A 14958-nucleotide genomic window follows, 5' to 3' on the forward strand; every position below is an offset into this window, starting at 1 on the left:
TTAGGTGGCTACCTCAATCTCGAGCATGGTTGTGGGGGGGGGCGTGGGGTGTGTATAAGAGCCAGCCCTCCAACGCCTCGAACGCCTGGAACGCGGATTCGCCGGTGGGGCGAGCGGAAGGGATTGCCCCACCGGCGAATCCGCGTTCCAGGCGTTCGAGGCGTTGGAGGGTGGCGGATTCGGTGTCGGAGACCGACGGGAGGAGCATGCGGGCGCAGATGACCTCGAGCAGGAGGCGGGGGGCGGTGGCGCCGCGCATTTCGCCGAGGCCCTCGTGGAGGAGTTCGGCGTAGCGGGTGAGGGTGGCGGGGCCGATGCGGGCGGCCTGGTCGCGCATGCGCTCGAGCACGTCGCCGGGGCCCGCGACGAGGCCTCGCTCGGCGGCGTCCGGGACCGCGCGCAGCAGGATCAGGTCGCGCAGACGCTCGAGCAGGTCGACGGCGAAGCGGCGCGGGTCGTGCCCCGCCTCCATCACCTGGTCGATCGTGCCGAACAGGGCGGCGCCGTCGTCGGTGGCGAGCGCGTCGACGGCGTGGTCGATCAACGCCACATCGGTGACGCCGAGCAGCGAAACCGCCCGCGGGTAGGTGACACCCTCCGGCCCGGCACCGGCGAGCAACTGGTCGAGCACGCTCAGGCTGTCGCGCGGGGAACCCCCACCGGCCCGGATGACCAGCGGATACACCGCCTCCTCCACCGGCACGTGCTCCTGCTCGCAGATCTTGCCGAGCAGTCCGCGCATGGTCGCGGGCGGCAGCAACCGGAACGGGTAGTGGTGGGTGCGCGACCGGATGGTCGGCAGCACCTTGTCGGGTTCGGTGGTGGCGAAGATGAAGATCAGATGGGCGGGCGGTTCCTCGACGATCTTGAGCAGCGCGTTGAAACCGGCCGTGGTGACCATGTGCGCCTCGTCGACGATGAATACGCGATAGCGCGACTCGGCGGGCGCGTAGAAGGCACGATCGCGCAGCTCACGGGTGTCGTCGACACCACCGTGACTTGCCGCGTCGAGCTCGATGACGTCGAGGTTCCCCGATCCGCCCGGCCCGAGCGCCACACACGACCCGCAGGTGCCACACGGCCGCGAGGTCGGTCCTTCCACGCAGTTGAGCGAGCGGGCGAGGATGCGCGCCGAGGACGTCTTGCCGCAGCCACGCGGCCCGGAGAACAGGTACGCATGGCTGATGCGGCCGGTGTCCAGCGCTGTACTCAGCGGGTCGGTGACGTGCTCCTGACCCACTACCTCAGCGAATGTCGCCGGTCGATATTTCCGGTACAGAGCCACGGCCCAAAGGCTACCGGTGTGGTGTGACATCCCGACTGGCGCCGCAGAGGTGGAGCCGAAAGGCATAGCGGTACAGCGGGTTACATGTGTTGTAGATCACATGGTGGTTAAAGGTTCAACTCATGGCCGCATAGCGGGCACGGTGGGTGCAACTGACCGGTTATCGAGGGTTATCGATTCGGCGAATCGAGACAGGACGAGTTCGTCGATCCTGGTTGTCGCGTAATTCCGTACCAGGTCCCCGAATATCGACCCGTTTCCAGATGTAACGAAACCGTGAACCGTCGTGACAGCGGCGCAAGCGGCTGGCTACCGTGGTTATCGGCAACTTCGGTGGCCAAACCTTCATCAGGTTGGTGACCCCGGCCGGTCCCTCATCCCGACCGGGGCACAACCTTCGCGCACCGATCGCTCCCCCACCGCATCGACCGGAGGAACGTTTCATCGTGCTGTCGTGTGATGACATCGCAGCCGCCTGGCTGGCCCACACCGAGTTCGCGGGCGATCACGCCGCGGTCGGACTGCTGAGCCGGGCGATCAGCCCACAGGACTTCGACATCAAGCGCGACTCCTTACCCGTCGCGGCGGCCGCCGACCCGGCCACCGCCGCCGCCATCCTGCAGCTGCTCGAGCGCGGGCAGGTACCGACGATGGCCGCGATCCGCACCCTCACCGCGCAGAACGAGATGCGCCGCGAGGCCGAACGGATCGAACGGCTCGGCAGGCGGGCACAACGCAGCATCGACGAGTTCGGCCGGATTCTGGCCAGGCTCGCGGCCGCGCACTGGACCGAGCACGGCATCGGCCCCACCCGCCGCGACATCCTCGCCGACCCCCAGATCACCGAACTCATCGCCGACCGGGTCGGGGAGATCGCGCCGACCGCCGTGAAACACCTGTGGCTCATCGAACGCGCGCAGCGCGCGGGCTGGATCGCCTCCAACGCGAACCCGGGCTCGCTGTGCCCCGCCCGCCGTTGGCACACAACGAAATACGGCAACCGGGTGTCGCAGAAGCCGGTGAACATGATCGGGAAGATGGTCGCGGGTTTCGTCGCCGAGCACACCGTGGACAAGGGCCGGGCCCCGAGCTGGGCGGCACTGTCGCGCGATCTGCGTGACGACCGCGGCCGCCGCGTGTTCTTCGATGTGGCCGACGCGCACGCCCAGCGCCGCTGGCTGGTCACCGCCGAATGGCTCGCCGACACCGGCGACGACCTGCCAGCCCCGGGCAAACGCGGCCTGCGCGCGCTGGCCAAGGACGCTCGCGGCTGACTCAGCTCACGTCGCCGGCCGCCGCGATGAAGGTATTGCACTGGGGCGTCAAGTTTTCCAGGCCGGCTTCGAACCACTTGCCGCCGTTGTCGGCGGTGCCGTGGTCGCGCATGTCGCCCGGCCGGTCGCCGCGCCCGTAGGAATCGCGGGTGGCGAGGGTGACCTGGTCCGACGACAGCGAACCGCCGCCCTTGGACGCGGCGATGAACATGGCGTCGAAACAGTTGGCCTGCAACTCGACTCGGCGTGACAGCTCGAGTCCCTTGGTCGAGCGCGCCCCCGCGTCGACCCGTTCGCTGTTGGCCTTGCGCAGAATTCCGGACTGCGCCTGGATGTGGTGCCCGTACTCGTGCGCGAACACCGACAGGTACACCACCCAGTTGTCGCGGAACTGATCGGTCTGCAACTGGCTGATCGGCATGTAGATGGTCTTGTTCGCCGCGCAGTAGAAGGCGGCGAAGTTGCTGGTGGAGCCGGTGCACGGGGTGGTGATGCCGTCGGTGGTCGCGGTGATGCTCAGCGTCGGCGACTCGAAGGGCAGTCCGTTGGCGGCCATCAGCGGCTTCCACGCCGCTTCCAGGCAGCCCGCGGCGGACTCGAAGAACTTGCGCGCCTTGTCCACCTGGGTGCCCCACGGCGCGTAGTCGCAGGAGGCGGGCACCAGCGAGCCGTCCGCATCGGTGACCAGCGGGTTGTCACCGGTCTTGGCGGGCGCGCTCCCGGGTTGCGGCGTGTAGGTGGTGGTCGGCCTCGGGCCGAACGCGTCGATGCCGATATCGACGCCTTTGTTCACGGCGAACTTCACCAGACCACCGACGACGAGGAAAATCACCACCAACATCAGCGAGGTGAAACCGCCGCGTCGCTTGCGGGGCGGCGGAGTCGGCCTGCCCGGCGGACCGTAGGGCATCGGCGGCGGACGGTAGCCCGGCGGCGGTCCGTAGGCCGGACGCTGCTGTGGATACCCTTGCGGCGGTGGGTATCCGGGCGGACCGTAGCCCTGTTGCGGGCGATAACCCGGGGCACGACCATAGCCGGGGGGTGGCGGAACCGGTCGTCCACCAGGCCCGTATGGGCCGTAGCCGTACGGTGGTTGGTTCACGTCCCCCGTACCCCCTCGTCTAGTTCGTCGCCGACAGCCGCTGACGCAGGATAGCAAGCTGTCTAGAGTAGGCAGCCATGCTGACTTTTCGGGGGGGCGCCGCGGGCGCGCTGCTGCTCGCTTCGGCGGGCCTGCTCGCGGCCGCTCCGGTAGCCCACACGCAGCCCGCGGGGGTGTCGATCACCGCCGATCTCACCTTGACCGAGACAGGCGTGCTGCGGGTCGTCGAAACCGTCGCGGTGCCCGCCGACGGGAACTTCACGATGTCGCTGCCGTTGCGCCTGGGCCTGGGCGACGGTGTGGAGCGGGTGTTCAAGGTCACCGATGTGTCCGCGACCGGGGCGGGCACCGCGACCACCGTCGACGACCAGTTCGTCGTCGAGGCCAAGCCCGGTGAATCCAAGTTCACGTATACGGTGCACAACACCGTCGCCGACGCGCCGGGCACGCAGATGTTCCACTGGCTCGGCGTGCTCAACGCCGACATCGCCTCCCTCGATGTGTCGGTGATCAGCCCGAGCTTCCAAATGGGCATCGTCGACTGCAAATTGGGCCCCGCGGGCAGCGCGCGCCCGTGCGCCGAGGTGCACGTCGAACCCGACGGTGTGCTGTATCTGAGCCAGACCGACCTGCGCAAGGGCGACGCGATCGACCTCACCCTGCAGATGCCGCCCGGCACGGTGCCCGCCAATGCCGATGTGCGCGACGGCGATTCGAACAACTTCTTCGCCTTCACCACCCCGGTCCTCGCCGCCTTCGGCGCCCTGCTGCTGGCCCTGGCCGGGATGATCGCCTACGTGCTCACCGCCCGCAAGCGCGGTGTGACGGCCCGCGCCACCAGCGACACGTTCGACCCGCTCGTCACCACCGGTGACCGGATGGAATTCACCTCCCCCGACGGTGTCCTGCCCGGCGAGGCCGGTCTGCTGCTCGACGAGCACGTAGACCCGGTCGACATCGCCGCCACCGTCGTCGACCTGGCGGTGCGCCGTTACCTGTGGATCGCCCCGGTGAACGCGCGCGGCGAGGACGACTGGCGGATCAGCCGCGTGAACGCGCCCGACGACCAACTGCGCGAGTACGAGAGGGTCGTCTACGACATGTTGCTGCCCGAGGGCACCGACACCGTCGCCGTGCGCGAGCTGCGCGCACCCGGGCGCCTGCAACTGGACCCGATCCGCGTGGCCATGCGCCGCGACGCGGTGTCGACCGGCGCGCTGGCCGATCCGAAGCAGCGGATGCTGCCCCGCTGGATCGGCGCCGCGCTGATCGCCGTCGGCGCCGCGACCACCGTCGCCCTGGCGTTGACCGCCGGACACGCCCTGGTCGGCGTGGCGATCCTGCTGGCCGGGGTGGCCGCGGTCGTGCTGCCGAACTACCTGCCGACCCGAACCACGCTGGGTGACACCGTGGTCGGCCGGATCAAGGCTATGGGGCGCGGACTCGATTCGGTGTCACGCGACCGCATCCCACCGATCGATCAGGAGACGATCTTCTCCCGCGCCCTGCCCTACACGGTGATCAGCGGTCGCGCCGACAACTGGATCCGCACCTTCCGCGATATGGATCCGTCCGCCGATTCCCAGCCCGGCCTGTACTGGTTCGCCGGCTACGACCGCGACCGCAACCTGCACCGCTTCGCCTCCCAGTTCCCGTTCTTCATCACCGCTTTGGAAGGCGCGTGCTCTTCCGCCTCCCCGCGGATTTAGGCCGGACTCAGGTGCGGGGAGACTGGCGTTGGCGGCCAGACTGAAGCGGTTGGTTCCGGTCTCCCGTGCCCGGTGAGTTACCCATGTGCGTGCGTGATCAGTGGCTGCGGTTGGTTATATCCGACGCAGGGCGGCCAGGGGGTCGGCGTAGATGGAACTGAGTGAGGTGACGACGGCGGCGAATTCCTGGACCTTGCCGCCGAATCCGCTGACCCTGATGTCGGTCGGGGGCAGCTGGGTGCTCTGTGTGAACGCGCGCGCCACGTGGCCGAGGGCCGGGCGGTAGCCGGTGAAGGCCTGCCCGCCGAGGACCACCCGGTCCGGGTTGAGCATGTCGCGGACCAGGGCGACGGTCTGGCCGAGCATGGTCGCGCGTTCGGCGAGCAGCTCGCGGGCACCCTCGGAACCGGACTCGGCGGCCCGGTACAGGTCGGCGATGGTGGTGCCCGCGGTTCCGTTGTGCGCCGGGATGATTCCGCGCCCGACCGCACGCGCTTGCAGCGCCCGATCGCCGACGGTCACTTCCAAGCAGCCACGCCTGCCGCAGGTGCACTGCACGTCCGAACCGGTGGGCAGGTGCGCGATGGAACCCGGGCCGTTGCTCGGGGTGTGTACCCGCCCGTCGAGGGTGACGGCGATGCCCGCCGTCTCGCGGACGTAGAAGTACAGGCTGCTGCCGGGCTGGTCGGCGGGCTGTTCCGGGCCGCGCGCGTCGAAGGTCGGCAGCAGCAGTTCCGAGGCGGCCATCGCTTCCACGTGGGGTGCGACGGAAACCGGGAGCTCGAGCACATCGCCGAGGACCTGGCCGAGCGGTGCGCCCTGCCACGCCAGTTTCGGATGGTCGACCACACCGGTGTGCGTGTCGACCCGTCCGCCGATGGCGACGCCTGCCCACAGCGGGGTGCGCCGGTGCCAGCGCTGCAGGAACGCCTTGGCGCTGCGGGCGACCGTGGTGACGGCGAAGTCCTGCCCGGTCTGCGGTGTCGCGATGGCCAGCCCACCGAGGATGCGGCCGCGCAGGTCGGCGGCCACGATCTTCGTCGCCGCGGCGCCGATGTGGATGCCGATGGTGAGGTAGGCGTCGTGGTCGATCTCGAAGGGCACCCGTGGCCGTCCGACCGCACCGGCGGCGGTGAGATCTGCGCGCTCACGCAGCAGACCGGCCGAAAGCAGCGCGGCCACTTGGCGGTTCACCGTCGCGATGCTCAAACCCGTTGCGCGGGCCGCATTGTCGCGGGAGATGGGGCCGCCGACTGCGGTACGCAGCACGGCGGCGGCGGGGTTGTCGCTGCGCCGCAGCTCGGGGGCGACGACGGGACGCGAAACTCGGGGACGACCGGTGACCACCCGCGAAATGGGGCGGTCGAGAATGGGGGCAGACATATGCAGTTCCTTGCCGAAAATCCCGTTTCAACAACGGGTTTGCCTACACGAGGGGTGTGGCAGCTCGCGAACCCGAGGGGCTCAGCTGCAGCGGCAGGAACGACACAGTTCGCGCGTCAACGGCAACCGCAGACCCAGCGCGGCGGTCACGTAGGTGACCCGCGGGGCGGAGTGATGGTTGCCGGACATAACAATCAAATTAACACCGAATCGGCCCCCATCCAAGACCGACCGGCGAATTGTGTGGTGACACACAGCAAATCACCAGGTCAGCGCGGTGCAGTGCAAGGCGTAATGATGCTGTGACACAGCACGAACCCCTCCCGAGGACGCCGGGAGGGGTTCGCGCGCGGACGGCCTACTTGGCCGGTGGCGTGAAGGGCTGGTTGATGGTGGTGAAGTACTGGATCGCGGCGGCGACGGCTACCGGTCCGGTGACGAACAGCTGCCCGGCGACCACGCCGAGGAAGCCGACGGCGGCCGCACCCGCGACGCACCCGCCCAGCGGACCGAGGCCGAACAGGGTGAGCAGCGCACCGGTGGCGACGAGGCCGAGTGCCGCGCCCGCGATGCAACCGGCGGCGGCCCCGCCGAGCCCGCCGACCAGGGTGCCGATGGTCGCACCCATCGAGATCGTCGAGGTCAGGCGCTGCCAGGCGGCCTGCTCACGCTCGTACTCCGTCTTCCAGGGCGCCTTGTCCTCGTACGGCAGGGCGACCGGCTTGTACACGGCCTTGGCCGGGTCGAGCTGTGGGGTGAGGGTGGCGGTGTTACCCGAGATCTCGGCGGCGATCGGCAACTCGAACTCGTCGAGCCGGAACGTCAGCGGGGTGGCCGCGACGGTGGTTCCATCGGCCGCTTTGATCTTGAACGCGCCGTCCTCGGTGACCAGCGATCCGGCATCGGTGGTGACGACGGCCCTCGACTCGTCGACGACCTCGGCGGTGTAGTTGATCGGTGCTGCTTGCTCGGGCGCCGCGTTGACGGTGCCCGCGGTGACCCCGGTCGCCACGGTCAACAGTGCCGCAACCACGGCGAACTTCCTCATCTTCATGCCGGAAAGCTTCCGGTAAACGCGTTTGCCTGACGAGGAATAAACGCACCGAGATCGCAATCGCCGAATTCACTCGGCCGCTTTGGCCGCGGCTTTCGCTTGTTTCTTGAATTCCCTTACTTCGGCGAGGGTTTCGGCATCCACGACGTCGGCGACCGAACGGCGCGAACCCTCGTCGCCGTAGGCACCCGCCGCTTTTCGCCAGCCCGCCGGTTGCACACCGCGTTGTTTGCCGAGCAGGGCGAGGAAGATCTTCGCCTTCTGCGCGCCGAAGCCCGGCAGGTCCTGCAACCGGCGCAGCACTTCCTTGCCGTCGGGGTCGCCCTCGGTCCAGATCTTCGCTGGTACGCCGTCGTAGTGCTCGATGATGTAGTTGGCGAGTGCCTGCGCGCGCCGGGCCATCGAGCGGCCGTACCGGTGGATGGCGGGTGGGGTGGCGGCGAGTTCCTCGAATTCGGCCGGGTCGGCCTCGGCGATACGGCGCAGATCGAATCCGCCCATTCGCCCGGCCAGTTTCTGCGGCCCCCGAAAGGCGTGTTCCATCGGGTACTGCTGGTCCAGGAGCATGCCGAGCAGCAAGGCGAAATCGTCGGTGCTGAGTAGTTGATCGGCCTCGGCGTCCTGGGCAAGGCACAGCGTTCGGGTCATATATTCATCGTGACACATTTCACTGCACCCACATCGGCGGTACGAATGACGGATTACACCCCACGCCCGGACCGTTTCGATCGGGCGGGGCAACCCCAGCTGATCGATGCCCATGACCTGGAGGTGACTCAGCCCGGCGTGCGCGCCCTCGGCGCCTGGACCCATGAACGACTCTCTTTGCAGCCCGGCGACAGCGCGCTCGACATCGGTTCGGGCACCGGCTCGGAAGTGTTCACCTTCGCCGACGCGGTCGGTCCCCGTGGCACCGCCGTCGGCGTGGAACCCGACCCGGACCTACTCGCCGCCGCTACCCGGCGCGCGACCGAACGCGGCTCCACCGCCACCTTCGTCTCCGGGGACGCCTACGGATTGCCTTTCGGCGACAACACTTTCGACGCCGTTCTGTGCGAACGCGTCTTCCAGCACCTGACCGCCCCCGCCCGCGCCGCGACCGAAATCGCGCGCGTCCTTCGCCCCGGCGGCCGCGCGGTAGTCGTCGACGCCGACTGGGCGACCGCCATCATCCATCCCGGCGCCCCCGAGGTGGCACGCGCGGTGATCGACACCCTGATCTCCTCCACCACCAACCCCCTCTCCGGCCGCAGACTGGCCGGCCTCCTCACCGACGCAGGTCTGACCGTCGACGAGATCGGCTCCCACGCGCTGGTCCAGGACCGAACCATCGGCGCGGGCGCCCTGGTCAACCGCATAGCCGACCTCGCGGTCCTGCGGGGAACCGTCACCCCCGAAGCCCGGGACCAACTCCTCACCGACCTCCAAGAGGCCGCACCCAAGGGCCACACCCACATCTCGGTGACCGTCTTCGCCACCCTGGCCCACAAGAAATAAGCGAAACCCCGCGTATCCCGGCAGGCGGGGTACGCGGGGTTTCGTTCGTGATCAGGCTTCGAGCAGCTTCTCCGTAGCCGCCAGCAAAACACAGGTCGCCAACCCGTCCATCGCCTTCTCCAGCTCCGGCAGCTGCGGGAAACTCGGCGCGATCCGGATGTTCTTGTCCTCGGGATCGTTGCGGTACGGGAACGCCGACCCGGCGGCCGTCAGCGCGATCCCCGCGTCCTTGGCCAACGCGATCACCCGTGCCGCAGTCCCCTCGAGCACATCGAGACTGATGAAATACCCACCCTTGGGCTCGGTCCACGAAGCGACCTTCGACGCCCCGAGCCGATCCTCGAGAATCCGGCGCACCAGCGCGAACTTCGGCTCGAGCAACCGCCGATGCTTCTGCATGTGCTCACGCACGCCTTCGGCGTCGGTGAAGAACCGCAGGTGCCGCAGCTGGTTGAGCTTGTCGGGGCCGATGCTCTTCTTGCCCGCGTGGTCGAGGTACCAGTCGATATTGGCCTTGGACGCACCGAAGAAGCTCACGCCCGCACCGGCGAAGGTGATCTTGGAGGTCGAGGCGAAGACCAGCGGCCGGTTCGGGTGACCGGCGGCCGCCGCCATGCCGAGCACATCGAGCACCGGTGCGGCGGTGTCGGTGAGGGGGTGTACGGCGTAGGCGTTGTCCCAGAAAAGGCGGAAGTCCGGTGCGGCGGCCGGCATCGAAACCAGTTCGCGCACAATCTCTTCGGAGAAGACCACACCGGTGGGGTTGGAGTAGTTCGGTACCGCCCACAGACCCTTGATCTGCGGGTCGTTTGCCAGCAACCGTGCGATGGCATGGGTGTCGGGGCCGTCGTGACGCATCGGGATGGTGATCATCTCGATGCCGAGCGCCTCGGTGATGGCGAAGTGCCGGTCGTAGCCGGGGGCCGGACACAGCCACTTGATCGGCTCGTCGGAGGCCCAGCGGCGCGGGGAGTCGGGGGTGCCGTAGAGCATCGAGAAGACGATGATGTCGTGCATCATCTCGAGGCTGGCGTTGTTGCCCGCAACCAATTGGTCGACGGGGATGCCGAGCAGTTCACCGAAGATCGCGCGCAGTTCGGGCAGGCCGGTGAGGCCACCGTAGTTGCGGCAGTCGGTGCCGGTGCCGTCGCGGAAGTCGCCGTCGCCGGGTAGGGCCAGCAGCGGCGAGGAGAGGTCTAGTTGTTCCGGTGACGGCTTACCTCGGGTGAGATCCAGCGTGAGCTTCTCGGTCTTGAGCGTCGCGTAGTTCGCGGTCTGGGACTCGTGCTCGGACACGAGTTCCGCGTGGCTCATCAAACCGATCTGCGTTTGCCGGGGCATCCTGGGCAGCCTTTCGAAGCAGCAAGGTGGGTGTACCCGCAACGTTACCCGGCGGTTGCCGGGAATCGGCAGGGTATCCAGGGAGGATGGGCTCGCACGCTGCGAAGGTGTGCAGCGGAGTCCGGAAATTTAAGGGGACCCCGCGCACCCGGCAGAGCCCGTTGACCCTTGCTGCCTTCCGGCCCTGGGGGAGTTCACAGGATGCGCGCCGCGCGGGATCCGTCGGCCAGTGTAGCCGCAATCGCGCGTACTAGCGATTTCGGGGTTCGAACAGCAGGTCGGCGGCCCGGATGAGCACCTCGACGCGGGTGCGGCCCTCGTGATCGGCGGCGAGGAAGTGCCCGCCGATCACGGCACAGAAGGCGAGCAGGGCGCGGGCTTCCACTTCGTCGGGATCATCGCAGAATTCGCCGATCGTCTCGCGCAGCAACGCCATTCGCGCGTTGTCGACGCGGCGCAGGCGAGCGGCGACGTCGTCGTCGCGGCGGGCCCAGTCGCGGACGGCCAGATCGATGGGCAGCAGCCGGTGATCGGAGAGGGTGAGGACACCGGCCATGCGCGCCCGGTTCTTGGGGTCGAGGCCCGCGTGGTCGACCTTGGCGAGCACCTCGTCGACCGCCTCGCGCTCCCACGCTTCCAGCATCGCGGTCAGCAGGGCCTCGCGGTCGGCGAAGTAACCGTAGAAACCGCCCTTGGTGACGCCGATGCGTTTGGCGAGCGCTTCCACCCGCACCGCGTCGACACCCGAGGTGGCGAGCACGTGCAGCCCCTCTTCGATCCACCGTTCGCGTGGTGTTCGCGCGACGCCCACGTGTGCTCCGTTTCTGCTCGCCCGACGACGGAACAACCAGTGTACGTAGGCGTATAGATACGTCATCCCCTGCCGAAGCTGGCTACGATCAGTGCGACATCGGCAAGGGGGGTCCCGGTTCCCCATGACTACGAGGGGGTTCCGCGCGTGACCGGCCCGAACCAGCAACCGCCCGGCGGCGACGTACCGCCGTCCGACCCGACTGTGCAGTGGTGGGAACGCCCAGGCCCCGAGTCGGGTCAGCCACCACAGCAGGCCGATCCGACCATCCTGCGCGGTGACATCGGCACGCCCGGCCCCTACACCGCGCCGCCCGCACCGCAGCACAGCGGCGCCAACCCCTACACCGCTCCCCCGGCGGCGACGCCGTATCAGAGCGGTGCCAACCCGCAGCCCTACACCGGCATGCCGTACCAGGCAGGCGCCACCGCACAGCCGTTCGCGGCGCCGCCGCAGTACCCGGCACAGCAATGGGGGACGCCGCCGCGCCCGCCGTCGTCGGGCAACAAGGCCGTGTGGTGGATCGTCGGCGGCGCGGTGCTGCTGGTCGGCGTGCTCGTGATCGGCCTCATCGCCTTCGCCGCGAACAAGGCCGACGAGACCAACCCGTTCGGTCCCAACCCGTCCGAATGGGAAGGCGACTACGCCTTCCAGAAGGGCAAGAACGCCTGCGACCTGATCGACCTCACGGTGCTCAACCAGTGGTCCTCGACCAGGGAGACGACCACGCACACCGAGCGCGAGCCCTCGGAGTACGGCGGTGGCGGCTCCTACAACTGCGATGCCAAGAACCAGGACTCCGGCCGCAGCGGCACCGGCGCGAAGATCTCGCTCGAGGTGGCGTTCAAGTCCAGTTACGAGACCGAATCGGACTACTCGCGCTGGAAGGGCTACGACACCAAGACCACCGGCAAGGACTACGACCACGGCCCGCTCAGCGGCCTGGGCACGGAGGCGTACTACGCCTACGAGCAGCGCATCTACGGTTCCATCCCGAACGACTACATCTACGTGGTCGCCGCGCACGACAGCAATATCTCGGTGAAGGTGGAGATCGAGGTGGACAAGATGGGCAGTGTCGACAAGTCGACCCTGCGCTCGGCCGCCGAAACCCAGGTCCGCAAGGTCCTGACCGCACTGAAGAAATAGCAGGTCAACGGGGTGAGATGGGGGCCGGTTTGGCATCGGCCCCCGTCGACCCGCTATGCTGCTCCACGGAGGATTCGCCTAGTGGCCTATGGCGCTCGCCTGGAACGCGGGTTGGGTTAACGCCCTCAGGGGTTCAAATCCCCTATCCTCCGCCACAGCAGGGCCCTGATCGGTTCGCCGGTCGGGGCCCTGTTCGTTTAATCCGGTGGATCTGTCGGTGGGTGTCCGTAGAGTGACCCCCGATGGTGCGGGAGACCCCCACCGCACCCGACCGCCGTCGTCGCCGCGATAAATCGCGCGTGCAGACACAGCGGAACTGGGTATTAAAGGCTTCGTGCCCGTCGAAACCGACGGCGCACACCGGCCGGCGCCGAGAGCGCCGGCCGAACACACCAAGAGGAAACTTTCGTGAGTACACCTGACACGACTATCGGTCGCGACACGGCGGGCCCGATCCGGCTGATGCTGCGCGACCGCAAGACGGCACCCGGCCCGATCGACGGCGCCTGGTGGCCGCGCACCGACACGCCGATGACCGAGATGCACCAGCTGGTCACCGCGGTCGGACCGCAGATCGGCAAGCTGGCCCAGCTCGGATTCGACTGGACCGCCGACGAACCCGGCGCCGACGAGGCCGCGCGCATCATGCACCTGGTCGGCAGCAACGGCGCGAGCCTCGCGCTGCTCGTCATCCCCGCCTCCACCGAGGCGGCCGCCGCGCGCAGCCAGATGCGCTGGGCCGCGGGCAAGCCACGGATCCAGGACCCGGCCCCGGCCGACACCGCCGCCGACGGACCGCGCACGCTGATGGGCGCGATCTGAGTCAGCGGTCGCTGGTGTAGGTCGGGTCGAAGTCGCGCGGTGTGCCGCGGCGGCTGAGCAACCGGTCGAACCATTCACCGAGAATGACGCCCGCCGCGAGCGCGCAACCGACACCGAAGGCACCGAGGATCTGCCCGAATCCGAGCAGCGTTTCGTCCTCGAGCAGGGCGTACAGCCCTCGGTACACCTTCAGACCCGGCAGCAGCGGCGTGATGCCCGCGGCCGCGACGACCAGCGGCGGAGTGAGCGCGCGCCGCGCCATCAGACCACCGGCCATGCCGATCAGCGTGGCCGCGGCACCCGAGGCGACGACCGGTCCGAACCCGATGTCCTGGACCACGAGGTAGGCCACGGTGCCGCCCGCGCCGCTGAGAGCTGCCGCGAACAAGGCCCGGCGCTCGGCATAACAGGCCATCGCGAACGCGACAGCCGCCACCGCACCGGCGCTGAGTTTGAGCGCGAGGAACTCGGTATCGCGTCCGGCGTTCGCCGCGATCTCGGGCACCTCGATCCCGAGAATGGTTGAAATCCGCAGTGCCAGACCGATGCCCGCGACGATGCCGCCGGTCATCATCACCACTTCGAGCATGCGGGCCGCGGCGGTGACCGGCGCACCGGTGATGGCGTCCTGCACCGAACCGACCAGTTGCAATCCGGACAGCAGCACGGTGATACCCGCCGCGACGATGAGCGCCGCATCGGCTCGCCATTGGTCACTGAACGCGGCAAGCGCTATCGCCGGGGTCGAGGCGATGACGCCACCGATCATGTTCTGGAAGAACAACGGCAGACCGAGCTGATGCAGCGCCCGGTTCACCAGGTCGATGACGGCGGTCGTCGCGAAACTGATCACCGCGAGTATCACGCCACCGCCGAGCAGCACCGCGATGGCCGCGGCGAGCAGCGACCAGCCCGCCGTCGACACCCAGCGCGGATACGGGTGCCGGGCGGAGACGATCTCGTCGAGCGCGGCGTGCGCGTTCTCCACCGGAACCACCTGGGTGCGGATGCGCCGGGTCAACCGGTCGACGGCGGCGAGGCGGGTGAAGTCGAGCGAGCGGTACTTCACCACCCGCATATCGCTGGCCGGCGGCAGGTACGGGCCACGGTCGGCCCAGATGCGGATCGCGTCGAAGGTGACGTCGATATCGCATTTGTCCAGACCGTAGGTGGAGGCGATGAAGCGCACCTGCGCGGAGGTGTCGCCGACACCGGTACCGGCGGCGAGCACCACCTCGCCCACCCGTACCGCCAGATCGAGCACCTGCGACACCTCGGCGTCGTCGGTGAGGTCGATCGGCCGCAGCGGGGTGGGCGCGGCGACGATGTTGTCCGCGGTCGCGCGTTCGAGCGGACGCCAGAACGGGCGGCGCAGGCGCAGACGCGGGCGCGAACCGAGGCGTCCGAGGGACGAATCGTCGCCGTCCGCCGTGTGCTCCGCTGTCATACTTCGACCGTAACGGCGTTTCGTGCCGGTTCGCCGCCTCGTCACGAGTTCGTCAACGTGTCGTTCGTAACTCCCCGCGACCTG

At 68.5% G+C, this 14958-nt stretch carries 12 protein-coding genes, 1 tRNA gene, 1 other RNA gene and 1 pseudogene; 6 read left to right on the top strand and 9 right to left on the bottom strand.

Annotated features, from left to right (window positions below; all coding sequences use genetic code 11):
* Positions 1–106: 106 nt before the first annotated feature.
* A pseudogene (locus HYG95_RS21320) lies at positions 107–1285 on the bottom strand (DNA polymerase III subunit gamma and tau); the annotation flags it as partial.
* A gap of 446 nt (positions 1286–1731) precedes the next feature.
* On the opposite strand from HYG95_RS21320, the gene HYG95_RS21325 reads away from it, so the two are divergent.
* Positions 1732–2559, top strand: a complete 828-nt coding sequence (locus HYG95_RS21325; protein WP_067494625.1) for a hypothetical protein — start codon at positions 1732–1734, stop codon at positions 2557–2559.
* A 1-nt stretch (position 2560) separates the two neighbouring features.
* Here HYG95_RS21325 and HYG95_RS21330 read toward each other — a convergent pair whose 3' ends face one another.
* The gene (locus HYG95_RS21330) at positions 2561–3469 is read right to left on the bottom strand and encodes a neutral zinc metallopeptidase (RefSeq protein WP_181700422.1); all 909 of its coding nucleotides are present in this window, start codon (positions 3467–3469) and stop codon (positions 2561–2563) included.
* 269 nt (positions 3470–3738) lie between these two features.
* Here HYG95_RS21330 and HYG95_RS21335 point away from each other — a divergent pair, with 269 nt between their 5' ends.
* Positions 3739–5370: a DUF2207 domain-containing protein gene (locus HYG95_RS21335; RefSeq protein ID WP_181700424.1), complete on the top strand. Its 1632-nt coding sequence runs from the start codon at positions 3739–3741 to the stop codon at positions 5368–5370.
* Positions 5371–5484: 114 nt separating this feature from the next.
* Here HYG95_RS21335 and HYG95_RS21340 read toward each other — a convergent pair whose 3' ends face one another.
* From HYG95_RS21340 to HYG95_RS21350, 3 genes are all read right to left on the bottom strand, one after another.
* Positions 5485–6753, bottom strand: coding sequence for an ROK family transcriptional regulator (locus HYG95_RS21340; RefSeq protein WP_181700426.1), 1269 nt, complete (start codon positions 6751–6753; stop codon positions 5485–5487).
* 358 nt (positions 6754–7111) lie between these two features.
* Complete coding sequence (locus HYG95_RS21345; protein ID WP_181700428.1) at positions 7112–7807, bottom strand: hypothetical protein; 696 nt, start codon at positions 7805–7807, stop codon at positions 7112–7114.
* A 69-nt stretch (positions 7808–7876) separates the two neighbouring features.
* Positions 7877–8455, bottom strand: coding sequence for an HhH-GPD-type base excision DNA repair protein (locus HYG95_RS21350; protein ID WP_067640350.1), 579 nt, complete (start codon positions 8453–8455; stop codon positions 7877–7879).
* A gap of 45 nt (positions 8456–8500) precedes the next feature.
* Between HYG95_RS21350 and HYG95_RS21355 the strand changes: the two genes are divergently transcribed.
* Entirely contained in the window at positions 8501–9304 is an 804-nt protein-coding gene (locus HYG95_RS21355; protein ID WP_181700430.1) for a methyltransferase domain-containing protein, read from the top strand.
* 51 nt (positions 9305–9355) lie between these two features.
* Here the strand turns inward: HYG95_RS21355 and HYG95_RS21360 are convergent, their stop codons facing one another.
* The 3 genes from HYG95_RS21360 to HYG95_RS21370 all read right to left on the bottom strand — a co-directional run bounded on the left by HYG95_RS21360 (position 9356) and on the right by HYG95_RS21370 (position 11456).
* Positions 9356–10645, bottom strand: a complete 1290-nt coding sequence (locus HYG95_RS21360) for an aminotransferase class I/II-fold pyridoxal phosphate-dependent enzyme (protein WP_181700432.1) — start codon at positions 10643–10645, stop codon at positions 9356–9358.
* A 129-nt stretch (positions 10646–10774) separates the two neighbouring features.
* Positions 10775–10869: signal recognition particle sRNA small type (gene ffs, locus HYG95_RS21365), an RNA gene on the bottom strand.
* 26 nt (positions 10870–10895) lie between these two features.
* A complete protein-coding gene (locus HYG95_RS21370; protein ID WP_370465871.1) occupies positions 10896–11456 on the bottom strand; it encodes a TetR/AcrR family transcriptional regulator in 561 nt (186 codons plus the stop codon).
* Between the two features lie 147 nt (positions 11457–11603).
* Between HYG95_RS21370 and HYG95_RS21375 the strand changes: the two genes are divergently transcribed.
* From HYG95_RS21375 to HYG95_RS21385, 3 genes are all read left to right on the top strand, one after another.
* A complete protein-coding gene (locus tag HYG95_RS21375; protein ID WP_181700436.1) occupies positions 11604–12605 on the top strand; it encodes a hypothetical protein in 1002 nt (333 codons plus the stop codon).
* 67 nt (positions 12606–12672) lie between these two features.
* Positions 12673–12760, top strand: a tRNA-Ser gene (locus HYG95_RS21380).
* 253 nt (positions 12761–13013) lie between these two features.
* Entirely contained in the window at positions 13014–13427 is a 414-nt protein-coding gene (locus tag HYG95_RS21385; RefSeq protein WP_181700438.1) for a DUF5994 family protein, read from the top strand.
* A 1-nt stretch (position 13428) separates the two neighbouring features.
* Here HYG95_RS21385 and HYG95_RS21390 read toward each other — a convergent pair whose 3' ends face one another.
* Positions 13429–14874: a threonine/serine exporter ThrE family protein gene (locus HYG95_RS21390; RefSeq protein WP_181700440.1), complete on the bottom strand. Its 1446-nt coding sequence runs from the start codon at positions 14872–14874 to the stop codon at positions 13429–13431.
* Positions 14875–14958: the final 84 nt, after the last annotated feature.

This window comes from Nocardia sp. GTS18 (assembly GCF_013839555.1).
Classification (GTDB): domain Bacteria; phylum Actinomycetota; class Actinomycetes; order Mycobacteriales; family Mycobacteriaceae; genus Nocardia; species Nocardia rosealba.

What these genes read in the sequence shown, in the direction of transcription:
- HYG95_RS21330 (WP_181700422.1), bottom strand. Translation starts at nt 3,469, where the DNA reads ATGCCCTACGGTCCGCCGGGCAGGCCGACTCCGCCGCCCCGCAAGCGA.
- HYG95_RS21335 (WP_181700424.1), top strand. Translation starts at nt 3,739, where the DNA reads ATGCTGACTTTTCGGGGGGGCGCCGCGGGCGCGCTGCTGCTCGCTTCG.
- HYG95_RS21340 (WP_181700426.1), bottom strand. Translation starts at nt 6,753, where the DNA reads ATGTCTGCCCCCATTCTCGACCGCCCCATTTCGCGGGTGGTCACCGGT.
- HYG95_RS21345 (WP_181700428.1), bottom strand. Translation starts at nt 7,807, where the DNA reads ATGAAGATGAGGAAGTTCGCCGTGGTTGCGGCACTGTTGACCGTGGCG.
- HYG95_RS21350 (WP_067640350.1), bottom strand. Translation starts at nt 8,455, where the DNA reads ATGACCCGAACGCTGTGCCTTGCCCAGGACGCCGAGGCCGATCAACTA.
- HYG95_RS21355 (WP_181700430.1), top strand. Translation starts at nt 8,501, where the DNA reads ATGACGGATTACACCCCACGCCCGGACCGTTTCGATCGGGCGGGGCAA.
- HYG95_RS21360 (WP_181700432.1), bottom strand. Translation starts at nt 10,645, where the DNA reads ATGCCCCGGCAAACGCAGATCGGTTTGATGAGCCACGCGGAACTCGTG.
- HYG95_RS21390 (WP_181700440.1), bottom strand. Translation starts at nt 14,874, where the DNA reads ATGACAGCGGAGCACACGGCGGACGGCGACGATTCGTCCCTCGGACGC.